This is a genomic window from Robiginitalea insularis (genome assembly GCF_052497835.1).
Genome location: NZ_CP199296.1, coordinates 67,761 through 91,247, shown reverse-complemented (window position 1 = coordinate 91,247; position 23,487 = coordinate 67,761). Strand labels below are relative to the sequence as shown.

Sequence of the window (23,487 nt, the reverse complement as noted above, 5' to 3'; positions counted from 1 at the left end):
TGCCGATTTGGAAGTTTAGCGGCTTAATTCTTTCCCGGAAGTTAAACAAAAATGATCGAAGTAATTAGCGGACTTTTAGCCGGAGATTTACCCCAGGAAGGCTTTAAGCCGGTCTCCAATAAAATATTCCCATCCCTGCAGACAGCTCTTCCGCTGAAACTCGGGGATGGCATCAGGAAAATCTTCAAGTACAGAATGGGTGAGTTTCAGCCGGGAAGAAGCAGCATCTCCTGATATTTCAAACAGAACCTGTGACTGTCCCGGATAACCGCTATACGACCAGTCATAAACGATTTTCTCTAAAGGGACAACTTCACTGATATGCCAGATATGCTCGAAAGTCCGACCCCCTGAAAGGACTGAAAACCTGGTTTTAAACCCCTTTTGCGCCTTAAATTCCGGGATATTTTCAAAAAACCACTGAACCATTTCTTCCCGGTCTGTCAGGGCTTTCCATAGCCTTGGGAGGGGATGATTAAAATCCGCCTCAAGCACTACCGGATCCTCGGTTGTTTTCACAGAAGTTGTTTAATCAAAGCTCGTAAAATAGCTCATTCACTCGTCTTTTCAGGATATTCTCCGTCAGGTCTTAATGTGACTCAATCCATTTCCGTGCATTTACAAAGGCCTGAAGCCAGGGTGAAACGGCATCGTCACGATCCTCCGGGTAACAGGCCCAGTTCCACGGGAAAACAGAGCGTTCTATGTGTGGCATGGTAACCAGGTGCCTGCCGCTGTCATCACAAAGCATGGCGGTATTATAGTCGCTGCCATTCGGATTGGAAGGGTAGGCCTTATATCCGTAAGTAGCAACGATATTGTACCTGCCCGCCTCGTATGGCAAGCTGAATTTCCCCTCCCCATGTGAAATCCAGACCCCGAGGGTGGCCCCTTCCAGATCAGATAACATTACCGAGTGGTTTTTCCCAATGGTTACGGAGGTAAAACTGCTTTCGTGTTTCCGGGAATCGTTATAGGTCATTTTCCCGTGGTTGTCGTGATCGGGATGTATGAGTTCCAACTCCATAAAAAGCTGGCAGCCATTGCAGATGCCTACAGAAAGCGTATCGGGACGGTTAAAAAAGCGGTCCAGGGCTTTTCGGGCCTTCTCGTTATACTTGAATGCCCCTGCCCAGCCTTTGGCACTCCCCAGTACATCGGAATTGGAGAAACCGCCCACGGCCCCTATAAACCGAATATCCTCAAGGGTTTCGCGCCCTGAGATCAGGTCGGTCATGTGTACATCCTTTACATCGAAACCGGCCAGGTACATCGCATGGGCCATTTCCCGCTCCGAATTGCTTCCTTTTTCCCTTAATATGGCTGCCTTTGGTCGTTCTGAGGCCTTTGTGCTACCCTCAGGCAGGCGACCCTTAAATTTTTTGGGGAACGCAAAAGAAAGCGGTTGTTTTTTGTATTGCTCAAAACGGACCTTTGCCAGATCTCCTGCCGTTTGCCGGCGGTCCAGCAAATAAGAGGTTTTATACCAGCAATCCCGCAGTTTTGGGACATCCAGTTCCATGGTCAGCCGATAATTTTTCAGCTGTATACTTTTTCCTTCCGTTACGGTACCAATCCTGCAGAAAGCCACCCCAGCTTTTTCCAGGAAAGCTTCCACTTTGGTATTGCGGGCCTGGATCACTACCCCTGCATTTTCGGCGAATAACACCTTCAGAAGGTCTTCCTCCCCCAGGGCAGTCAGGTCCAGGTCGGCCCCCAGGTCTGTATCGGCAAAGCACATTTCAAGCAAGGTGGTGATAAGTCCTCCCGAGGCAATATCATGCCCGGCGAGAATGTCACCATTTTCAATCAGCCTCTGAATGGTATTAAAAGCTTTGGCAAAATAGGCAGCGTCTGTAATATGCGGGGCCTCATTTCCAATGCTGCCAAGAACCTGTGCAAAAGAGGAACCGCCCAGTTTAAAAGCATCACCGGAAAGGTTCAGGTAATAGATAGGCCCACCTTTTTTCTTAAAAACAGGTTCTACCACCTTTTTTATATCCTTGCAATGTCCGGCTGCCGAAATGATGACGGTCCCCGGAGCAAGGACTTCCTTATCCGGGTACTTCTGTTTCATGGAGAGGGAATCCTTGCCGGTTGGAATATTGATCCCCAGGGCAATGGCAAACTCAGAGGCAGCAGCAACAGCCTCATACAGGCGGGCATCTTCTCCCGGGTTGTTACAGGGCCACATCCAGTTGGCCGAAAGCGATACGGATTTGATACCCTTTTTTAAAGGAGCCCAGACCAGATTGGTTAGCGCCTCGGCAATACTGTTCTGACTACCGGCCCGCGGATCAATTAAGGCGGAGACAGGCGAATGCCCCAGGGAGGTGGCCATCCCTTCTTTTCCCTTGAAATCTAGGGCCATTACCCCACAATTATTCAGGGGTAGTTGCAGGGGTCCGGCACATTGCTGTTTGGCCACCCGCCCCCCCACGCAGCGGTCTACCTTGTTGGTGAGCCAGTCTTTACAGGCAACGGCCTCCAACTGCAGCACCTGATCCAGATACTGATGGAAGGCTTCCAGATTATATTCTAATTCCTGGTAAGACCGCTCAATCCTGCTATCCTCCATAATGGTCTTGGGAGAACTGCCGAACATGTCAGCAAGTGCCAGGTCCATTGGTTTTTCGGTGGCGGAAGCTATTGTAAAACGGTTGTCTCCGGTAACCTCGCCCACATCGTATAAGGGGGCGCGTTCCCGGGCGGCTATCCTTTTTAGCAGGTCCATATCTTTTGGCGCCATTACCAGGCCCATCCTTTCCTGGGATTCGTTCCCTATAAGTTCTTTGGCAGAGAGGGTGGGGTCGCCAACCGGCAGCTTATCCAGATCAATGCGTCCACCGGTTTCCTCAACCAACTCTGAGAGGCAGTTCAAATGGCCTCCTGCTCCATGGTCATGAATGGAAACAACCGGGTTGTGCCCGCCTTCTACCAGGCCACGGATAGCATTGGCTGCCCTTTTCTGCATTTCGGGGTTGGATCGCTGCACGGCATTGAGTTCGATGGCAGAACTGAATTCGCCCGTATCCGCACTGGAAACAGCTGCACCACCCATCCCGATACGGTAATTATCCCCGCCCATCACCACAATGCGGTCTCCTTTAGAGGGTTTGTCTTTCAGGGCCTGGTTAGCCTTTCCGTAACCAATACCCCCTGCCAGCATTATTACCTTATCGTAGCCAAGGTAACGATCAGCTTCCCTGTGCTCAAAAGTTAGCACGGAACCACTTATAAGCGGCTGTCCAAATTTATTCCCAAAGTCCGAAGCCCCGTTAGAGGCCTTTATAAGGATATCGATGGGGGTTTGATAGAGCCATTTGCGTTCCTCCATGTTATTTTCCCAGGGCCGGTTTTTTTCAAGCCGGGAGTAAGCGGTCATATAGACGGCTGTTCCCGCCAGCGGCAGGGCGCCTTTTCCACCCGCCAGACGGTCTCTGATCTCCCCTCCCGATCCGGTGGCCGCTCCATTGAACGGCTCCACAGTAGTAGGGAAATTATGTGTTTCAGCCTTAAGGGAAAGTACTGATTCAAAAGGCTGCTCCTCATAAAAATCGGGCCGATCTGCCGTTCGCGGGGCAAATTGTACCACTTCAGGGCCTTTTACAAAGGCAACATTGTCTTTATAGGCAGAAACGATATCATTAGGATGTTCAACCGATGTTTTTTTGATGAGTTTAAAAAGAGATTCCGGCATTTCCAGATGATCGATAATAAACGTGCCGTTAAAGATCTTGTGGCGGCAATGCTCAGAATTTACCTGGCTGAACCCAAATACTTCAGAATCGGTTAAGGGCCGCTGCAGCCGCTGGCTCAACTCCTGCAGGTAAGCAATCTCCTCATCACTCAGGGCAAGGCCTTCTTCGCGGTTGTATGCAGCTATATCATGTATTTCACGGATGGCCTCTGGCTCATGCTCAATGGTAAAGATATCCTGGGTAAGGCTCTCGTATTTCTGGTAGAGCATAGGGTCATAGTCCTGAGCATCCTTTTCCGCAGCCTGAAATCGTTCAATACGATTGATCCCGCTGATCCCCATGTTCTGGGTAATTTCCGTGGCATTGGTACTCCAGGGAGTAATCATGGCCGAACGCGGGCCAACAAAAAAGGCGTCTACGGACGCCCCCTGCAGCATGGGTTGATTTCCAAAGAGCCAGGAAAGTTTTGCAATGGTTTCCGGGTCTAGATCCCCTCCGCTATCCAGGGCATAAACGGTTTTTTGCGGATCTCCGAAGAAATGAATCATGAAAAGCCTGTTAAGTGAATTAAAAGCCTCAAAGGTACCATTTTATCGCTGAAATTCCGCGAGATATTAATCAACAGCCTTGCTGGTTTTTGTTGATTAATCTCAAAATACCTTTTAAATGGCCTTAAAGCGCTTTTCGACTGAGACGGGCCATATAGAAACCGTCAAAACCGGTTTCCGATACAGAGATAGTGCGCTCTTCTTCCAGTGTAAATTCAAGGCCGGCTTCGGACTTCAGAAATTCCGAGACCTGCAGTTGGTTTTCGAGCGGAAGGATGGAACAGGTGGCGTAGACCAGCTTCCCGCCGGGTTTTACCATTTTGCTGTAATCAGAAAGCAATGACTGTTGCAGGCCGCAGACTTCATTTACAAAGCCCTCCTTTAATTTCCATTTTGCATCCGGATTCCGGCGCAGCACCCCCAAACCGGTACAGGGGGCATCAATCAATACCCGGTCGGCCGATCGTTCCAGACGTTTTATGGTCTTTGCAGAGGTGATGGGCCGGGTCTCAATATTGAAAGCCTTTGCCCGTGAAGCCCTTCTTTTAAGTTCTTTTAATTTATTGGGATAGATATCCAGGGCCAGCAATTGCCCTTTATTTTGCATCAGGGCGGCCAGGTGCAGCGTTTTGCCACCGGCTCCTGCACAAGCGTCAATAATACGCATGCCCGGGGCTGCCTCCAGAAACGGCCCCACCAGTTGGGAGGCTGCATCCTGAACCTCAAAAGAACCCTTTTTAAAGGCCTCAGTGGTAAAGACATTTGCTCGTTCCTCCAGCTCCAGGGCATCCGGGCAGGCTGCTATAAAGCGACATTTAATCCCTTCTGCAGCCAGGGATTCTGCCAATTCTTCCCTGCTGTTAAGCAGTGCATTGGCTCTTAAAATGACCGGGGCAGGCTCGTTTAAAGCGTGAATTTCCTTTTCCCATTTGGCTTCCCCCAGCTGTTCCGACATCAGTTTATCTATCCAGTCTGGTACTGATTCCCTGAATTTCCTGATTTTACTCAGCTCATCAAACCGCCCCTTAATACGGCGTTCGGGCACCTGTACAAATTCTTTCCAGTCGGGCAGGGGATGGCCCCGGAGTACGGACCAGACGGCAAACAGCCGAAAACAATCTGTCCTGCTATAAGGAGGCTTAACCTCCGCGATTTCGCTATAGAGGCGTTTCCAGCGCACAATATCATAAAGGGTTTCCGCTATAAATCCGCGGTCACGACTGCCCCAGCGCTTATCCCTTTTGAGCAGGCGCTCCACTACCTTATCTGCATACTCGTCCTGGTTGAAGATCTGGTCCATACCGTCCACTACGGCGTACACGAGGTTTCTATGAAATCGCATCGAATTGAATTGGGCGTCAAAGGTATCATTTTGAGGAGAATAAAAGTATCTTTAGGGAAAAAGAAACCAATGAAAAAAGTACTATTCCTGGCAGGCCTGTTAATTGCCTGTTCCTGTGAAGAAAAAAATCCTTCCCATCGTTTTTCATCGGTTGAAATCAAAACGGTTTTTGAAGACAGTGTCTCCATCCGTGCCCTGGAAGTAATGCCCGGTGTGGTTGCTTTTGCCGGAAGCGGAGGTGTTTTCGGGAATGTTGAAACCGGAACAGACCGGGTACGGGTATCCAGGCAGCAATATCAGGGCCTTTTTCCCGATTTCCGCGCTGTGGGGCATACAAATACTGATTTTTTCATGCTCTCCGCCGGAGATCCGGCCTTGCTTTTTAAAACGGGAGACCGCGGTCAGATGGAACTGGTTTATACCGAGAGTGGCCCTGGGGTTTTTTACGATTCCATGGCTTTCTGGGATGATACATATGGGATAGTGGTTGGCGATGCCCTTAGCGGTTGCCTAAGCGTATTGCTTACCCGTGACGGGGGCAGCAGCTGGAAGAAATTACCCTGTGAGTCCCTTCCGCCGGCCTTGGAAGGAGAAGGTGCCTTTGCGGCCAGCGACACCAATGTGGCCCTATTTGGTACGCATTGTTGGATAGGGACTACTGCCGGGAGAATCTATTATTCCCCGGACTTGGGAAGCACCTGGGAAGTTTTTCAGTCCCCCATCGTAAACAGTTTACAAACCCAGGGCATTTACAGTATTGATTTTCATGACGAAAAACTGGGTTTTGCAATAGGAGGTGATTATACGGAGCCCGAAATCAACAGAGCTAACAAAGCCCTCAGCCGCGATGGTGGCAGGCAGTGGGAACTAGTAGGGGATGGGGCAGATCCGGGATACAAGAGTTGCGTGCAATTCATACCCGGCTCCAGTGGAATGGACCTGGCTGCTGTAGGTTTTACAGGAGTGGTCTATTCGGCCGACCAGGGAAGCAGTTGGGTCCAGCTCTCAGAGGAATCCTTTTACAGTATCCGCTTTATAAATGATTCAGTGGCCTATGCCTCCGGAAAAGGAAGGATAGCAAAGCTTACCTTTCGATAAGATTAATCCCCCTGCCGTTTACGGAATTCCTTTAAGAGGCGACGCCTGAATTCGTGTTCTGCCCGGAATAATTGAAGCGTTTTGGAGGCCGAAAGCGAAGCGGCCATTTCCCGGTAAAAATTTTTGTCCAGCTCTTCCTGTTCTTCCTCGATGGCGATATACCGGTTCAGGATTTGTTTTGCCTGGCTTTCTGAAAAGGAATTTGCGGCGGCAATCCGGTTTCGGACTTCCTTGATTTCCAAATTTCTCAAGCGTTCTTTTTCCTGCTCGTATTTATTGTAAATAGGCCAAAAAACCGAAGCTTCCTCGGGGCTTAGTTCCAGTCGTTCTGTAAAAAAAGCAATTTTTAATGCTTTTATCTTCTGCTGGTTCGGCTTGTCCTGAGTATGACCCATCATGCTAAAAAGCACAAACGGGATAACCAGAACCCATTGTAGGTATATCTTACTCATCTGTTTCCCAGTATATTTCATCCAGACCTTCCATATTGTCATCCAGATAGTCCAGAATTTGTTCTTCTTTAGGCCCTGCCTCCAGTACATCGTCCATTCCGATTCCGTCCAGGGGAAGGACTTCTGCCAGTTCAAAGGTGCTCATATCCATTTCTTCAGATTCCAAATAGGCCTGTATCTCGCTTTTGCCGAGATCATCAAATTGCAATCCTTGATCCGCTTTGAAAGGATAGTAAACCAGCATCAACACTATAGCTGCCGCGGCAGACATGGCCAGTGCCATTCGGGGTCCCCAAAGCCTGCGGACCTTTCCTTCGGGCCGGTGCATCCTGCTTTCCAATCGCTGACCAAAGTTTTCAAAATACCCTTCTGGCAATTTAAAACCCTGATCTTCAGTTGTTTTAGGGATATGCTCTTTTTTGACCTGTTCCAATACCCGGTCTGTCAGAGCGTCAAAATAACCCTCCGGCACATTAAAGCCCTTATGTTTAGATGTCGGTTTCATCTCTTATTAGATACTTTTTCTTGCAAAAGGTTTAATACCCCCTGTCAGAATTTATTCCAAAGGTTTCTTTTTTAAATAACTCTCTATTTTTTTTACAGCCAGGTGGTACGATGCCTTCAGGGCTCCAACAGAGGTTTCGAGTACCTCCGAAATCTCATCGTATTTCATTTCTTCAAAATATTTCATATTGAAGACCAGCCGTTGTTTCTCGGGCAGCGTCGCCAGGGCCCGCTGCAGTTGCAGCTGTGCTGCTTCCCCGTCAAAATAAGGGTCAGCCTCCAGCTGGTCTACCATGAGCTGTCCGATTTCGGCATCACTCACCCCCTGGATTTTCGATCTTTTCTTCATAAAACTCAGCGCCTCGTTGGTGGCAATCCGGTACATCCATGAATATAATTTACTCTCCCCTTTGAATTGATCAATATTCTTGAAAACCTTGATAAAGGTATTTTGCAATACGTCGTCTGCATCTTCATGGCACAGGACCATTCTGCGAATATGCCAGTACAAGCGTTCCTGGTATTGGGCTACCAGAGAACGAAAGGCTGCTTCCTTGGAGTGCCTGTCCTGTAATTGGCTGACCAAAATCGTTTCTGAAGACATATACGCGAATTACGTTTTAGACAGAAAGATTGCGAAAAGGTTTAAATGAGTGGTCCAACACCTCCTTTTTGCCGGTTCTCATTTTTATGCCAGTTGTTGCATATTTACCAGTTTGTGGTAGATTCCTTTCCGGTTAATCAGTTCCTGATGGGTCCCCTGTTCAACAATCTTACCTTTCTGAAGGACCACAATCAAATCCGCATTCTGTATGGTACTCAACCGGTGGGCAATGACCAGGGAGGTCCTGTTCTGCATCATTTTCTCCAGGGCGTCCTGTACCAGTCTTTCACTCTCTGTGTCCAGGGCAGAGGTCGCTTCATCCAATATCATAATTGGAGGGTTTTTAAGTACGGCACGGGCTATTGACAAGCGCTGTTTCTGCCCGCCGCTCAACTTATTACCGCTATCTCCGATGTTGGTGTCGTAACCCCTGGGAAGCTGCATGATAAAATCGTGCGCATTGGCAATCCTGGCTGCTTCTTCAACTTCTTCCTGGCTCGCCCCCTCTTTTCCAAGCAGGATATTATTCCGGACAGTATCGTTAAATAGAATGGAGTCCTGGGTAACCAGGCCCATCAGTTGACGGAGAGAGGCCTTGCTGACTGATCGGATGTCTGTGCCATCAATCTGAATACTGCCGGAATTCACATCGTAAAAACGGGTTACCAGATTCGCGATGGTGCTTTTTCCACTGCCCGATTGCCCGACCAGGGCCACGGTCTGCCCTTTTTTTACCGTCAGGCTGAAATGGTCCAGAACCTGCTCAGCCTCATAGCTGAAACAGACTTCTGATAAAGATATGGACTCCCTGAATTCATTGATTTCCCTGCCGTCTTCCGGATCTTTTAAAGGGTTTTCCGTTTCCAGGATGTGCAGCACACGTTCGGCGGCAGCATTTCCCTTGCGCACCCCGTAGGAAGCCTTGCTGATCGCCTTGGCGGGGGTTAGGATGTTATAGGCCAAACCCATGTAGGCAATGAAGGAGGCAGCATCCAGGCTTTCTTCAACAAGGACCATCTTCCCCCCGAACCATAATAGCACCCCTATTACGAGTATTCCCAGGAATTCTCCCGTAGGCGATGCCAGGTTCTGTCGGTTGAGCAAACTATTCGAGAAATGAAAAAATCGGGTGGTTGAGGTTTCGAATACCTTCCTGAAACGGGATTCTGCATTAAAGGCCTTGATAACCCGCAGCCCCCCCAGGGTCTCTTCCACAATGGACAGGAAGGCACCCTGTTCCTCCTGCACCCTGTCGCTTTTTCGTTTCAGGGATTTGCCGATTCTTGAGATGATTAAACCAGCCAGGGGAATGAATATAAAGACAAACAGTGTAAGCTTCACACTGATAAAAAACATAACCGCAATGGTAAAAAGGATAGTCAGGGGTTCGCGTATAATCAGTTCCAGGATGGATAGGAACGAATGCTGTATTTCCAGGACATCAGAGGTTATTCGCGCGATAACATCTCCTTTTTTCTTTTCTGAGTAAAAGGAGACCGGAAGCGTCACTATTTTTTCGTACATGGCATTCCTGAGGTCCTTTAAAACCCCATTCCTTAAAAAGGTAATGAAATACATGGCGAGGTAATTGAATATGTTTTTTAAGAAAAACAAGATCAATACCAGCCCGATTACCCAGACCAGTGCCATCATTTTATCATCCCCGGCCACCTCACTGACCTGATAGTAAAGCGACTGTTTCAGGTAAGCCTGCAAACTGCCGATCCCTTCATATACCGGAGGACTGGTAACGGGTTCATTCTGCTGGAATAAAACGTCCAGCATGGGGATCAGGGCGGCAAAAGAAAGCGCACTGAACAGTGCGTAAAGGATATTGAAAAATATATTCAGGAATCCGTATCGCCTGTATGGGAGGGCAAAACGGAGGATTTTTTTAAAGTATCTCATTAGCTGAGTTTGAGTTCATCCAGTATGCGGTCTATTTTGGCCTCCAAACTGGCATTTACCTTTGTATAGGATTCCAGCTCCTGTAGCTGGGTATTGGTGCTGATATAGAACTTAATTTTGGGTTCGGTCCCGCTGGGGCGCGCTGCCAGGCGCGTTCCGTCTGCAGTGGTATATATCAGCACATTGGATTTAGGGAGTTGGATAGGGGAGTGGCTGTTATTTTCCAGGTCCCGGCTTAGCGACTCGTTATAGTCATCCATGCGAATAACTTTAGATCCGTCCAGTGATGCCGGCGGGTTCTCCCGGAATTCACGCATCATATTTTTGATTTCCTGCGCTCCGTCCATCCCTTTTTTGGTCAATGAAACCAGGCGTTCGCGGTAACAGCCAAAATCTTTGTAACACTGAATCAATTGTTCATAAAAACTACTGCCTTCGGCTTTTGCCTGAGCAGCAATTTCACAGGCGAGCAGGGTAGCGGTAACGGCATCCTTGTCCCGGACAAAATCCCCTACCATATAGCCATAGCTTTCTTCCCCTCCTCCTACAAAATGTTGCTTTGGAAAATCCTTGATCATCTTGGCAATCCACTTGAAGCCTGTAAGCGAAGTCTTGCATTCAACCCCATAGGCGTCTGCCATAGATTGCATCATGGGGGTGGAAACAATAGTGCTCGCGATAAATTCATTGCCCTTAAAGCCTTTTTTGCGCTGCTGGTCCAGGAGGAAACGAGTCATCAGGATCATGGTCTGGTTCCCGTTCAGGAGTTGCAGTTTGCCCTCGCTGTTGCGGACTGCTATCCCCAGGCGATCGCTATCCGGATCGGTACCCACTACCATATCTGCCCCTATGGCCTCTCCTTTTTTCAAAGCCATTTCAAGGGCCTCGGGTTCTTCAGGATTGGGGGATTCCACGGTTGGGAAATCCCCGTCGGGTGTTGCCTGTTCTTCAATGATAGTCACCAGGGGGTAACCGGCACGTTTTAAAACTTCAGGGATTGCGGTTATGGAGGTCCCGTGCAGGCTGGTAAAGACTATTGAGAAATTTTCTTTTCCGGCTGCCTCAAAACTCCCGTTGGCCACAGAAGCATTGATAAAGGCTTCATCAACTGCCGTATCTATGGTTTGTATCAGTTCCGGTTTTGGTTTAAAGCGGACATCTTCAAACTGAAGGCTGTTAATCTCAGCTATTATTTCTTTGTCCTCCGGCGGAACAATTTGACCCCCGTCCGTCCAATAAACCTTATATCCATTGTATTCGGGAGGGTTATGTGAGGCAGTAAGGACCACCCCTGCATGGCAGGACAAATGCCTGACGGCAAAAGAAAGCTCAGGGGTAGTCCGGAGTTCGGAAAAAAGGTACACCTGAATATCGTTTGCCGAGAATACCTCTGCCACAACCCTTGCCAGGGATTGGCTGTTGTGGCGGCAGTCATAAGCGATCACCACTTTTATCTTTTCGTCCGAGTATCTTTTGTGGAGGTACTGACTCAATCCCTGTGTGCTCTTCCCGAGGGTGTATTTATTGATCCGGTTGGTGCCAGCCCCCATGACTCCGCGCATTCCCCCGGTACCGAATTCCAGGTTTTTATAAAAACGGTCTTTCAGCTCTTCGGGGTTTTTGTTTATTAACTCCTGAATTTCAGCTTTAACCTTAGGATCGAAGAAATCAGTTAACCAGCTTTTTGCTTTGGCCAGAATTGGGTCCATAGATGGGTTGGCGTTATGTTTAGTGAGTTAAAATTACGAAGAATATTCCTTCTCGGTTTTGTGCAGGTTTATTTCTCCGGATATGCTGTAGCGTCCTTCCTGCTTGCGCGAGCGGACCAGGATTTCTCCCAGGAAACCGGCCAGAAAGAATTGTGTTCCGATGATCATGGAGGTCAGGGCTACAAAAAATTGCGGGCGTTCCGTTAGCAGCCGCCCAAAGGGATTTAAAAAGAGTTTGTCAATCCCCAAATAAAGCGTAAAAGCAGAACCGATGATAAACATAAGCACCCCCAGGGCACCGAAAAGGTGCATAGGTCTTTTCCCGAACTTGGAAACGAACCAAATGGTGATCAGGTCCAGAAAGCCATTGATAAATCGTTCGGCTCCAAATTTAGTTTTACCGTATTTCCGGGCCTGGTGCTGCACAATCTGTTCCCCGATTTTTGAAAAGCCTGCATTTTTGGCCAAAACCGGGATGTAGCGATGCATTTCCCCGGAAACCTCAATGTTTTTAATCACTTCTTTTCGAAAAGCCTTTAGTCCGCAATTAAAATCATGCAGGCGCACTCCGGAGGTTTTCCTGGCCGCCCAGTTGAATAACTTTGAGGGCAGGTTCTTCATCAAAACCGAATCGTAGCGTTTTTTCTTCCATCCGGAGACCATATCATAGCCGTCTTCCCGTATACGATTGACCATTGCCGGAATCTCTTCAGGATTGTCCTGGAGATCGGCATCCATGGTTATTACTACATCGCCGCCTGCTGCTTTGAAGCCAGCGTGCAGTGCCTGAGACTTGCCGAAATTTTTCAGGAAGCGAATACCTTTTACCGAAGTGTCCCCGGAAGCAAGGGATTCTATGACCTTCCAGCTGTTATCTGTACTGCCGTCGTCTATAAAGATAAGCTCGTAAACAAAATCATTGGATTGCATCACAGATGCAATCCAATGATAAAGTTCCTCCAGGGATTCTTCTTCGTTCAGTAAGGGAATTACAATGGAGAGTTTCATTTAATACGCTTAATTCCCCCCAAAAATAGTATTTTAATTTAGGAATTGACCTCGGAACGCTTCAGAATCAACCCTCCGATAAGGGAGAAAATGAATCCAAAGAACAGGCTTCCGATCAGACCGAAAGCAATAGTTATGCCCGGGCCAGAAAACCTTTGCATCATTTCAGATGCTGCGTTTATCTCATCCTGTGTCATATTCGGGTTCTGAGCGATCATCTCCCCTTTGCGGATCTCCATCATATTGGCCATAAAATCCGGGTCCAGAACATTCATCAATACCATTTGATAAATAATTCCGATAATTCCTGCGATTAGTGCGGCCCCAATCCCAACTTTGAGGGCCTGTCCCAGGGACAGCAGGCCACTGTTGTCTTTCCGGAAAGCTATGATTGCCATAATAATTACGGCTATCATAATAATAATGTTAACCAGACCTATTTGCCAACCCTGTTCATACTGCATGTCCAGGGAATAAAGCATGATCCCGAATACAACGCTGATTCCTCCGAGGATTAAGCCAAACCTGATGGCGTACTTGGAAGTTTTTGGTTCTTGGGTTTCCATAATTTAGTTGGTTTTTAATTTAGTCATAGGTTTAGTAACAAATCCAGCGGATTTGTTACACTTGAAAGTTACAAATAATAATTTCAAAAATATAAAAAGGCATCTTGTAGTTTTTACAAAATTCATTACATTTGCAGCCTGAAAAAATAGTAGTACAGAAGATGAGAAAAGATATTCATCCCGATAATTACAGATTAGTAGCCTTCAAAGATATGTCTAATGAGGACGTGTTTATAACCAAGTCTACTGCAGAGACCAAGGAAACACTTGAAGTGGATGGTGTGGAGTACCCCCTTGTAAAACTGGAGATCTCCAGAACTTCTCATCCCTATTATACCGGAAAAGCCAAATTGGTGGATACCGCCGGTAGGATTGATAAATTCAAGAACAAGTACGACAAATTCAAGAAGAAGAAATAATTCTTTTTCACCCATACAATATAAGGCAGCAACCCCGGTTGACTGCCTTTTTTGTTTCTTGACGATTTCTTTCGCACGCACAAGAAGGAGTATTTGTATTTTTACTAAAAATCGCTGATATGCACCTGATCTTGTTCGATGGCAACCGGAGGAATGCCTTATTGCCGCTTACCTATACCAGGCCTGTGGCCAACATCCGTATTGGGATTCTGACTATCAGAGAAAAATGGGAGCGTCACCTGAACCTGAAAGCAAGTTTCGTGACAGAAGAGTATTTGGAGGAAAAATTTCCCCTGCAAACAGGAGCGGATAATCTCTGGATTCAGGCATCGGTCCTGCCATCTGCGGAATTACTTGATCAAATACGAGCCCTGAAGACAGGCGAGGCTCTATGGAAGGAAGAAATTTTAATCGCCTGCCGGACATCGGCCACAACCGGTTTTGAGCAGCCCGCTTCACTACAGCGCAAAGCGTTTTCCGGTGAACTGCTACAGGTTCGCAATACCTGGGATATCTTCAGTTTGAATGATATGGCTATAAAGGCAGATTTTGAATTGTTGTGCAAGGGAAGGAAATCAGCCCCGATCTCAGCGACCAACCGGGTGTTGCATCCCGAGCGTATTTTTATAGAGCCCGGGGCCTCGGTGGAATTCAGTATTTTAAATGCGAGTGAAGGACCAATCTATATAGGCCGGGAAGCCCTTGTTATGGAGGGTTGTATGATTCGCGGGAGTTTTGCCCTCTGCGATCACGGGGTGGTAAAGATGGGTGCAAAAATATATGGGGGTACTACCATTGGACCCTATGGCAAAGCCGGAGGCGAGATCAATAATTCCGTAATCTTTGGTTATTCCAGCAAAGGCCATGATGGCTTCCTGGGCAACTCCGTATTGGGGCAGTGGTGCAACCTGGGAGCAGACACCAACAATTCCAACCTGAAAAACAACTATGCCAAAGTGCGATTGTGGAATTATGAAAGCGGCCGGTTTGATCCGACCGGGCTTCAATTTTGCGGCCTGATAATGGGAGACCACAGTAAAACGGCAATCAATACCATGTTCAACACCGGTACGGTTATTGGCGTTAACAGCAATATTTATGCTACCGGCTTTCCCCGCAATTTTGTTCCGAGTTTTAGCTGGGGCAAGGGAAACAGTTTTGCGACCTATCCGCTTCAGAAGGCATTTGAAGCTGCACAGGTTGTTATGTCCCGCCGGGGTATTTCCTTTACCGAGGCAGATGCCCGACTGCTGGAAACGATATATAAGCAAACCGAAAAGTACCGGAGCACCTGATTTTTGGGCTGCCTACAGACTCTTAGCATACTTCAGGTATATTTAATTATTAGTATCTTTGCGGCCTTAAAAGTTTTCACCGGCATCCATGTCCAAAAAAGTATCTTTTTACACCCTGGGTTGTAAACTCAATTTTTCGGAGACTTCCACAATCGCCAGGAGCCTTCAGGAAGAGGGCTATCAAAAAGTCCCCTTTGAGGAAGCTGCCGATATTTGTGTAATAAACACCTGTTCGGTTACCGATAATGCCGATAAACGCTGCCGTGCCATAGTCAGGCAGGTACAGCAGCGGAATCCGGAGGCCTTTGTGGTGGTGGTGGGTTGCTATGCCCAATTGAAACCAGATGAGATAGCCGCTATTCCCGGAGTGGACCTGGTTTTGGGGGCCACCGAAAAGTTTAAAGTAAGCCAGTACCTGCAGGACCTGAAGAAACGGGATATGGGTACAGTCCATTCCTGCGAGATACAGGATGCGGACTTCTATGAAGGGAGCTACGCCATTGGAGACCGGACAAGGGCTTTTCTAAAAGTGCAGGATGGCTGCGATTATAAATGTACGTATTGCACTATCCCGCTGGCCCGCGGAATATCCCGCAGCGACCGCCTTGAAAATGTGATCCGCAACGCCAGGGAAATTGCAACCCAGGGGATACGCGAAATAGTGCTAACCGGGGTTAATATCGGGGATTACGGAAAAGGGGAATTTGGCAACAAGAAGCACGAACACACTTTTCTGGACCTTATTCAGCATCTGGATAAGGTAGAGGATATTTCCAGGCTGCGGATTTCTTCCATAGAACCCAATCTGCTGCGAAATGAAACGATTGATTTCGTAGCCGCCAGCCGGAACTTTGTACCGCATTTTCATATTCCGCTGCAGAGCGGGAGCAACACCATACTGAAGGCAATGCGCAGAAGGTATTTACGGGAATTATACACGGAAAGGATCGAACGGATCAGACAGGTACTGCCCGACGCCTGTATTGGGGTAGATGTAATTGTGGGGTTCCCGGGGGAAACAGAGGAATTGTTTATGGAAACCTACAATTACCTTCACGGCCTTGATATTTCCTACCTGCATGTATTTACCTATTCGGAACGCCCAAATACCCCGGCAGCTGAGATGGGAGCAGTAGTTGCGCAGCCGGAACGCAAAAGGAGGAGCAAGATGCTGCGAAGCCTGTCACAGAAAAAGCGCAGGGCTTTTTACAACAGGCAGTTAGGAACTGAACGAAAGGTGCTTTTTGAAGGGGAAAACAAAAAAGGGTATATCCACGGATTTACCGAAAACTACGTTAAAGTAAAAACTCCATGGGACCCTGCCCTGGTAAACCAAATGCTGCCGGTTCGTTTAAAGGAAATCGATCCGGACGGCCTTGTGCGTTTCGATTTTGTGGCGGCAGGGGTGGAAGCATAAAAAAATCCGGGTCAACTGACCCGGATTTTTTCTATCTGTAATTTTGTGGCTCAAATGCGAATTCCAACCGGAAGCATCTCCTTGTATTGCCTGTTTTTTCTCAGAAAGCCTGCTATTTGCGGACTGGTGGGCACAACCCTGAGGTTTTGCTCCTGGATGTGGTTTAAAACGGCTTTGATAAATTCTTCTTTAAAGCCTTTCTGACTTATTTCTTCCGGGATAACGAGCTTGGTTAAAAAAACCTTACGCTCCTGGGAAGAATACTCAATCTTGGCCAAATGCCCGTCAACGCGGGTTTCAAATTGGCGCAAAAAACTGTTGTCCTTGATAACCACTTCGCTCATATAGTTTGATTTAGTTTTGGTTTCAGATAAAAATTCACGAACTATGTCGCGATTAAAGGCTCCTTAAGAGGAACATAAACCCTGAAGTTTAAAAAGATCTACAGGCGGAAGGCAAAAGTACGTAAAAAATTGCTATAATCCTAGGTATTATGACTATATGAGCAAGGGTAAAGCATCCAAAATTGCCGTCTATTTCATGCCGGGCCTGGCTGCCAGCCCTGATATTTTTGAAAACCTGCAGCTTCCGGAAGCGGATTTTGAGTCCGTATTCCTGCAATGGCACATTCCGGAAGCAGGAACCAGCCTGCAGCAGTACGCCAGGGAAATGGCTCAAAAAGTGACCCATACTGCTCCTGTTCTAATCGGCGTTTCCTTTGGAGGGATGCTGGTTCAGGAGATGGCCGCTTTTCTGAAGCCCAGGAAAGTTATAATCATCTCCAGTATCAAGACCAGAAAGGAAATGCCCCGCAGGCTCTTGGTTGCGCGCTACACTAAGCTTCACAAGCTGTTACCAACATCCTTACTCAACAATGTAGAGGTACTTTCCCGCTATGCCTTTGGGGATCCGGTAAACAAACGCCTGAAATTGTATGAAAAATATCTGGCCGTTCGGGATACGCGCTATCTGGACTGGGCGATAGACAAAATTGTAAACTGGGAAAGGGATGAGGCCACAGCGGGCCTGGTTCATATTCACGGAGATAAGGATGCTATTTTCCCAATTCAGTATATAGAGGGTTGTATTCGCGTACGGGGAGGTACCCATACCATGATTATTCATCGCTATAAATGGTTTAATGAGCGATTGCCTGCAATTATTTTACAGGAACAGAGTTCTATTTAATACCTTTGAGTTATAACTTAAATTACATTTCCATGCGATTGTTAAAAAACGGGCTGATGGTCCTGGGGTTGGTGTGCGTGCTGAGTACCCTGGTATTTGCGGTACAACAGGAATTACAGAGTGATGAAGAGGAAAAATCGGGCCCTGCTCCGGCGGCCGATACCAATGTGAGCCCTGCCTATCGTATTTCGGCAATCGATATTCCGGCAGATTTGAATTTCGCAGGTGAAAAGGTCCCTCAGGAGGATCCTGAAATCATGGAACGCATAGACCGGGAGTTTTTGGTGAATACCTACTGGCAATCCAATGCGCTTCTTTTGATGAAGCGGGCCCACAAATATTTCCCGGTAATCGAACCCATCCTTGCCAAAAATGGAATTCCGGACGACTTCAAATATCTGGCCGTTGCCGAGAGCGGGCTTCAGAATGTTGTGTCCCCGGCAGGGGCAACCGGATTTTGGCAAATCATGAAAGCTACAGGAAAAGAGTACGGGTTAGAAATCAACGATAATGTAGATGAGCGCTACCACCTGGAAAAAGCCACTGAGGTGGCGGCCAGATACCTGAGCCGGTATAAAAATAAATACGGAAGCTGGACCCTTGCAGCCGCAGCTTACAACGCAGGCACTGGTTCCATCGATAAATATATGAATATTCAGAAGGCCGAGGGCTACTATGACCTGTTGCTGGGTCAGGAGACCGGCCGCTATGTTTTCCGTATAATGGCCATCAAGGAAATCCTCAGTAATCCTGACAAATATGGTTTCCAGATCGAAAAGAAAGACCTGTATGAAAATGTACCTACCTTCCAGGTATCGGTCGATACGGCTGTAAGCAATTTTGCAGATTTTGCCGCTCAGTACGAGATTAACTACAAAATTCTGAAAAGGCATAATCCCTGGCTAAGGGAACCACACCTGAACAATGCCTCCGGGAAGATGTATCAGATTTCCATCCCCCTCAAAGGATATTATAAAGTAGGGATGTAATGCTCGCCGGTCAGAAAGCCGCAGTGCTTAAATCTTTTTTAACTGCTGCTGCATCATTTTAATCTGTTCGCCCAGCATATTGTTTTTATCCAATTTCTTGGCTTCCTGCAGCAGGGTGGTAGCTTCCCGCTTTCTGCGCTTTTGCATGGATATACCCGCCAGGCTCAGCTTTGCCATGGCTACATCATAATCCATGTTCAGACCGAGTTTCAGGGCTTTTCTAAAATACTTCTCTGCCTGGCTTAAATTTTTCTGGGAGTAAATGATCCCGTGAAGATAGTTGTAATACCCCTGTTGTTTTGTAGTGAGTGCGGCCTCTGGCTTTTTAATGCGCCCCAGCCATTTTTCGGTGCCTTCCAAATCCTGTTTCCGCATCCTCAGGAATGCCATCAGGATCATTTCATTCCTGAAATAAAGAAAAACAAATATGAGTGAGAATAATATCAGGAAAATACCATTTCCGATTTCCCCTTCTGCAAACTGGTAGCCTGCAAAGGCGATTATCAAAAAGGCCAGAACGAGTTTTAGGTTTTTATTGAACATGCTTGTGATCTATTAAAGTGTAGCTTATTTTCGATTCTATGGTGGTTGGTATTTTGGAATTTCCCGATTGCGTTTGGGTTGAAAATCCTGTTGCATAACCCTTGGTCAGCATTTCCCGAATAAAACCAGTTGCTGCATCGCAAACAATGGAAGTAGTCTGAGTCCCTTCGAGATGCGTGCCCCACAGGTGGTTTTCGGTTTGCGTCTGCGTTTTGGAAACACCGCTGATAAGTATTTTAACCGGGCCAAGGCTATCCAGGGTCCAGCAATTCTCAGTTGGCTGGTTTCCCCTGAATTGATTTTCCCAGCTTTCCCCTACGCGAACAGCTGTGGTCGGGTAGAAATGGGTCAGGGGTTCATAACTGGCCGCCAGTGCTTCGGAACTGTAGTCCTGCATGAGTCCGTTTTCCATTTCGAGTCTGAGGGATTCATCCGATATACCTGCCACTTTTATTAATTTTTGAACCAGTCTGTTTCCGCCTTCAACAGAAAGGATGGCCCCTGATGGATGCAGTTTCATCCGTATCGGATAATTTAAAAGACTTCTGTAGATCTTCGATTGTATATCCTCATTGTCAGGCCGGGAAGTATTGACAACTAACAAGTCACCATCGGTGTTGCTCTTTATGTGCAGGGATAATTCTTTGAAGGAGAATTCGAGCAGATATCCTTCCCTATTTTTTTCTACTACCCTGAATTGCAGAATCCCGTTGAGCCGGTTGGTTATTTCCTGAAGACCCCATTCGAAATCCCGAACTACTTTTTGTTCGGCTTGCTGCTGTACGGTAAATACATCTCCAGTGTCCAAACGATAGCCCAGGCTTTCCTGTCCGTTCAGGACGGGAGTAATAAGGGCCAGCAGCCATAGGAAAATACACGATTTATACATTGAATTGCAGCTCCAATTGCAGTTGGCGCAAAAGTACTAAAAACAATCCTAAAAAAAATTTATTTGCATTTGGGATTGCCAAAACTCTTTGTATATTTGCGCCCAGATTTTGCAGAGGTTTTGACCCGCTGCAGAGACCGGTAAAAAAATTCAGAATGAAAAGAACATTTCAGCCTTCTAAGAGAAAAAGAAGAAATAAGCACGGCTTTCGCGAGCGTATGGCCTCCGCTAACGGTAGAAAGGTACTCTCCCGAAGGAGAGCTAAGGGTAGAAAAAAACTGAGTGTTTCTTCTGAGCCGCGTCACAAAAAATAATGATATACTTTATAATCAAATAGTGAGGTGTTACTTTCCGTAAGTAACACCTTTTTTTTATGCAATAATCCAGTAAAGCTTCCAAAATGCCCAAAAGAAAAGACATCAAATCTATCCTGATTATCGGTTCCGGTCCTATAGTTATCGGGCAGGCCTGCGAATTTGACTACTCCGGATCGCAAGCGCTGCGATCACTACGCGAAGACGGGATAGAAACTATCCTGATCAACAGCAATCCGGCAACCATTATGACGGACCCATCCATGGCAGATCATGTCTACCTCCTGCCATTGAACACCAAATCGATAATCAAGGTGTTGAAAAATCACCCGAACATCGATGCGGTTTTACCCACTATGGGAGGGCAGACCGCCCTGAACCTTTGTATAGAGGCAGGGGAAAAAGGAATCTGGGAGGATTTTGGTATAAAGATAATTGGAGTAGATATTGATGCAATAAATATTACTGAAGACCGTGAGAAATTCCGGGAACTAATGGGCCAGATTGGTGTTCCCATGGCGCCACAGGCGACCGCTACCTCCTTTTTAAAGGGGAAGGAAATCGCTCAGGAATTTGGTTTTCCACTGGTGATTCGCGCCAGCTATACCCTTGGGGGCGCCGGAGCTTCTATTGTCTATGATCCGGATGACTTTGACGAAATGCTGGAACGCGGACTGGAGATCTCGCCCATCCATGAGGTCATGATCGACAAGGCCATGATGGGGTGGAAGGAATACGAACTGGAGCTACTCAGGGACAAAAATGACAACGTAGTCATTATCTGTACCATTGAAAATATGGACCCCATGGGGATACATACGGGAGATTCCATCACCGTGGCACCTGCGATGACCCTGTCAGACAAGACTTTTCAGCGGATGCGGGATATGGCCATCCACATGATGCGCAGTATTGGGGATTTTGCCGGGGGATGTAACGTTCAGTTCGCTGTAAGCCCCGACGAAAAGGAAGACATTATCGCCATAGAAATCAACCCGAGGGTTTCGCGATCTTCCGCTCTGGCCTCCAAGGCCACAGGATATCCCATTGCCAAAGTGGCGGCCAAGCTGGCGATTGGCTATCACCTTGACGAACTCGAAAATCAGATCACGAAATCGACCTCGGCGCTCTTTGAGCCTACCCTTGACTATGTAATCGTCAAGATTCCCCGTTGGAATTTCGACAAGTTCGAGGGAGCGGACAGGACGCTGGGCCTTGCAATGAAGGCAGTGGGAGAGGTCATGGGGATCGGCAGGTCCTTTCAGGAGGCCCTGCATAAAGCCACACAGTCATTGGAAATCAAACGCAATGGCCTTGGGGCGGATGGCAAGGGATACACAGACTACGACCAAATAATCTCAAAGCTTACCAATGCCAGTTGGGACAGGGTTTTTGTCATATATGATGCCATTCAACTGGGCATTCCCCTGAGCCGGATTCATGAAATAACGAAAATCGATATGTGGTTTCTCAAACAATACGAGGAGCTCTATCAACTCGAAAAGGAAATCAGCAAGTTTGAGGTGGAGACGCTTCCTAAAGAATTGATGCTGGAGGCCAAACAAAAAGGGTTTGCAGACCGGCAAATTGCCCATATGCTGGATTGCCTGGAGAGTGAAGTCCACAAAAAACGAACCGAGATGCGGATCAACCGGGTATATAAGCTGGTAGATACCTGTGCGGCCGAATTTGTGGCGATGACACCTTATTACTATTCCACCTTTGAGGAGGAAGTAGAAACCCCTTCAGGAGAGCGCTATGTGGCCAATGACAGTGTCGTAACAGACCGTAAAAAAATTGTGGTCCTGGGTTCGGGCCCCAATCGTATCGGGCAGGGGATTGAATTTGACTATTGTTGTGTCCACGGTGTACTGGCAGCGGCTGAGTGCGGGTATGAGACCATAATGATCAATTGTAATCCCGAGACGGTCTCTACCGATTTTGACACGGCAGACAAGCTGTACTTCGAGCCGGTATTCTGGGAGCATATCTACGACATCATCCTGCATGAAAAACCGGAAGGGGTCATCGTACAGTTGGGCGGCCAAACTGCCCTGAAGCTGGCAGAAAAACTTGATAAGTACGGTATCCGGATCATCGGTACCCCCTTTCAGTCCCTGGATTTGGCCGAAGATCGGGGCAGTTTCTCCACGCTGCTGAAAAAGAACGACATTCCCTATCCGCAGTTTGGGGTGGCTGAGAGCGCCGATGAGGCCCTGGCACTGGCAGATGAATTGAATTTTCCTTTATTGGTAAGGCCTTCTTATGTCCTTGGGGGACAGGGGATGAAAATTGTGATTAACAAACAGGAACTCGAGTCGCATGTTGTAGACCTGCTGCGAAAAATCCCGAATAATAAGCTTTTACTGGACCACTATCTGGATGGGGCTATTGAAGCCGAGGCCGACGCCATCTGTGACGGGGAGGATGTATATATCATCGGGATCATGGAACATATCGAACCCTGCGGGATTCATTCCGGGGATTCCAATGCGACCCTGCCTCCCTTTAACCTGGGGGAATTTGTTATGCAACAGATAAAGGACCATACACGAAAAATAGCCCTGGCACTCAATACAGTAGGGCTGATCAACATACAGTTCGCAATCAAGGACGATAAAGTTTATGTGATAGAGGCTAACCCAAGGGCCTCCCGTACGGTCCCCTTTATAGCCAAAGCCTACGGGGAACCCTATGTAAATTATGCGACCAAGATCATGCTGGGGCATAACACCCTGAAGGATTTTACCTTCAACCCACAATTGGAAGGGTATGCGATCAAGCAGCCGGTATTTAGTTTCAATAAGTTCCCCAAAGTGAACAAAAATCTGGGGCCGGAAATGAAAAGTACCGGGGAAAGTATTTTATTTATCGACAGCCTGAAGGACGATGCGTTCTATGAATTATATGCCCGTCGGAGCATGTACCTGAGTAAGTAAACCCAGCCAACGAGCTTTCGGGTACTATGGGGACATAACAGCAAAGCCTTTCCA

Annotated in this window: 21 protein-coding genes; 8 read left to right on the top strand and 13 right to left on the bottom strand. The window is 47.4% G+C overall.

Annotation, left to right across the window (positions count from 1 at the left end; genetic code table 11):
* Window positions 1-87: 87 nt before the first annotated feature.
* From ACT6NV_RS00460 to ACT6NV_RS00450, 3 genes are all read right to left on the bottom strand, one after another.
* A complete protein-coding gene (locus ACT6NV_RS00460) occupies window positions 88-519 on the bottom strand; it encodes an SRPBCC family protein (RefSeq protein WP_445385320.1) in 432 nt (143 codons plus the stop codon).
* 70 nt (window positions 520-589) lie between these two features.
* Window positions 590-4,249, bottom strand: coding sequence for a phosphoribosylformylglycinamidine synthase (purL, locus tag ACT6NV_RS00455; RefSeq protein WP_445385319.1), 3,660 nt, complete (start codon window positions 4,247-4,249; stop codon window positions 590-592).
* A 124-nt stretch (window positions 4,250-4,373) separates the two neighbouring features.
* Window positions 4,374-5,591, bottom strand: coding sequence for an RsmB/NOP family class I SAM-dependent RNA methyltransferase (locus tag ACT6NV_RS00450; RefSeq protein ID WP_445385318.1), 1,218 nt, complete (start codon window positions 5,589-5,591; stop codon window positions 4,374-4,376).
* A gap of 69 nt (window positions 5,592-5,660) precedes the next feature.
* Between ACT6NV_RS00450 and ACT6NV_RS00445 the strand changes: the two genes are divergently transcribed.
* The gene (locus ACT6NV_RS00445) at window positions 5,661-6,689 is read left to right on the top strand and encodes a WD40/YVTN/BNR-like repeat-containing protein (protein ID WP_445385317.1); all 1,029 of its coding nucleotides are present in this window, start codon (window positions 5,661-5,663) and stop codon (window positions 6,687-6,689) included.
* Window positions 6,690-6,691: 2 nt separating this feature from the next.
* On the opposite strand, the gene ACT6NV_RS00440 is transcribed toward ACT6NV_RS00445, so the two are convergent.
* The 7 genes from ACT6NV_RS00440 to ACT6NV_RS00410 form a co-directional block, all read right to left on the bottom strand.
* A complete protein-coding gene (locus tag ACT6NV_RS00440; RefSeq protein ID WP_445385316.1) occupies window positions 6,692-7,141 on the bottom strand; it encodes a hypothetical protein in 450 nt (149 codons plus the stop codon).
* On the bottom strand, window positions 7,134-7,646 hold the full coding sequence (locus ACT6NV_RS00435) for a hypothetical protein (protein ID WP_445385315.1): 513 nt from the start codon (window positions 7,644-7,646) through the stop codon (window positions 7,134-7,136). Before ACT6NV_RS00435 ends, ACT6NV_RS00440 begins: the two co-directional genes overlap by 8 nt.
* A gap of 51 nt (window positions 7,647-7,697) precedes the next feature.
* Window positions 7,698-8,249, bottom strand: a complete 552-nt coding sequence (locus ACT6NV_RS00430) for an RNA polymerase sigma factor (protein ID WP_445385314.1) — start codon at window positions 8,247-8,249, stop codon at window positions 7,698-7,700.
* A gap of 84 nt (window positions 8,250-8,333) precedes the next feature.
* Window positions 8,334-10,157 carry an ABC transporter ATP-binding protein gene (locus tag ACT6NV_RS00425; protein WP_445385313.1) on the bottom strand — a complete coding sequence of 608 codons (1,824 nt, stop codon included), beginning with the start codon at window positions 10,155-10,157 and terminating at the stop codon, window positions 8,334-8,336.
* A complete protein-coding gene (locus ACT6NV_RS00420; RefSeq protein WP_445385312.1) occupies window positions 10,157-11,866 on the bottom strand; it encodes a phospho-sugar mutase in 1,710 nt (569 codons plus the stop codon). The genes ACT6NV_RS00425 and ACT6NV_RS00420 overlap by 1 nt, the downstream gene beginning before the upstream one ends.
* A gap of 33 nt (window positions 11,867-11,899) precedes the next feature.
* Window positions 11,900-12,874: a glycosyltransferase family 2 protein gene (locus ACT6NV_RS00415; protein WP_445385311.1), complete on the bottom strand. Its 975-nt coding sequence runs from the start codon at window positions 12,872-12,874 to the stop codon at window positions 11,900-11,902.
* 38 nt (window positions 12,875-12,912) lie between these two features.
* A complete protein-coding gene (locus ACT6NV_RS00410; protein ID WP_445385310.1) occupies window positions 12,913-13,440 on the bottom strand; it encodes a DUF4199 domain-containing protein in 528 nt (175 codons plus the stop codon).
* A gap of 161 nt (window positions 13,441-13,601) precedes the next feature.
* Here ACT6NV_RS00410 and ACT6NV_RS00405 point away from each other — a divergent pair, with 161 nt between their 5' ends.
* From ACT6NV_RS00405 to mtaB, 3 genes are all read left to right on the top strand, one after another.
* Window positions 13,602-13,859 (top strand): type B 50S ribosomal protein L31, encoded by a 258-nt coding sequence (locus ACT6NV_RS00405; protein WP_445382479.1) that lies wholly within the window; start codon window positions 13,602-13,604, stop codon window positions 13,857-13,859.
* A 119-nt stretch (window positions 13,860-13,978) separates the two neighbouring features.
* Window positions 13,979-15,154 (top strand): GlmU family protein, encoded by a 1,176-nt coding sequence (locus ACT6NV_RS00400; protein ID WP_445385309.1) that lies wholly within the window; start codon window positions 13,979-13,981, stop codon window positions 15,152-15,154.
* 88 nt (window positions 15,155-15,242) lie between these two features.
* On the top strand, window positions 15,243-16,571 hold the full coding sequence (mtaB, locus tag ACT6NV_RS00395; RefSeq protein ID WP_445385308.1) for a tRNA (N(6)-L-threonylcarbamoyladenosine(37)-C(2))-methylthiotransferase MtaB: 1,329 nt from the start codon (window positions 15,243-15,245) through the stop codon (window positions 16,569-16,571).
* A gap of 50 nt (window positions 16,572-16,621) precedes the next feature.
* Here the strand turns inward: mtaB and ACT6NV_RS00390 are convergent, their stop codons facing one another.
* Entirely contained in the window at window positions 16,622-16,915 is a 294-nt protein-coding gene (locus tag ACT6NV_RS00390; RefSeq protein ID WP_445385307.1) for a GNAT family N-acetyltransferase, read from the bottom strand.
* A gap of 157 nt (window positions 16,916-17,072) precedes the next feature.
* On the opposite strand from ACT6NV_RS00390, the gene ACT6NV_RS00385 reads away from it, so the two are divergent.
* Together ACT6NV_RS00385 and ACT6NV_RS00380 are read left to right on the top strand one after the other, a co-directional pair.
* The gene (locus tag ACT6NV_RS00385) at window positions 17,073-17,759 is read left to right on the top strand and encodes an alpha/beta hydrolase (protein ID WP_445385306.1); all 687 of its coding nucleotides are present in this window, start codon (window positions 17,073-17,075) and stop codon (window positions 17,757-17,759) included.
* A gap of 32 nt (window positions 17,760-17,791) precedes the next feature.
* Window positions 17,792-18,748 carry a lytic transglycosylase domain-containing protein gene (locus ACT6NV_RS00380; protein ID WP_445385305.1) on the top strand — a complete coding sequence of 319 codons (957 nt, stop codon included), beginning with the start codon at window positions 17,792-17,794 and terminating at the stop codon, window positions 18,746-18,748.
* 27 nt (window positions 18,749-18,775) lie between these two features.
* Here ACT6NV_RS00380 and ACT6NV_RS00375 read toward each other — a convergent pair whose 3' ends face one another.
* Window positions 18,776-19,291, bottom strand: coding sequence for a DUF2892 domain-containing protein (locus tag ACT6NV_RS00375; protein ID WP_445385304.1), 516 nt, complete (start codon window positions 19,289-19,291; stop codon window positions 18,776-18,778).
* Window positions 19,281-20,180, bottom strand: a complete 900-nt coding sequence (locus ACT6NV_RS00370; protein ID WP_445385303.1) for a DUF6263 family protein — start codon at window positions 20,178-20,180, stop codon at window positions 19,281-19,283. The genes ACT6NV_RS00375 and ACT6NV_RS00370 overlap by 11 nt, the downstream gene beginning before the upstream one ends.
* A gap of 155 nt (window positions 20,181-20,335) precedes the next feature.
* Between ACT6NV_RS00370 and rpmH the strand changes: the two genes are divergently transcribed.
* Both rpmH and carB read left to right on the top strand, forming a co-directional pair.
* Window positions 20,336-20,494, top strand: coding sequence for a 50S ribosomal protein L34 (gene rpmH, locus ACT6NV_RS00365; RefSeq protein WP_445382471.1), 159 nt, complete (start codon window positions 20,336-20,338; stop codon window positions 20,492-20,494).
* An 86-nt stretch (window positions 20,495-20,580) separates the two neighbouring features.
* Window positions 20,581-23,433 (top strand): carbamoyl-phosphate synthase large subunit, encoded by a 2,853-nt coding sequence (gene carB / locus ACT6NV_RS00360; RefSeq protein WP_445385302.1) that lies wholly within the window; start codon window positions 20,581-20,583, stop codon window positions 23,431-23,433.
* Window positions 23,434-23,487 lie beyond the last annotated feature (54 nt).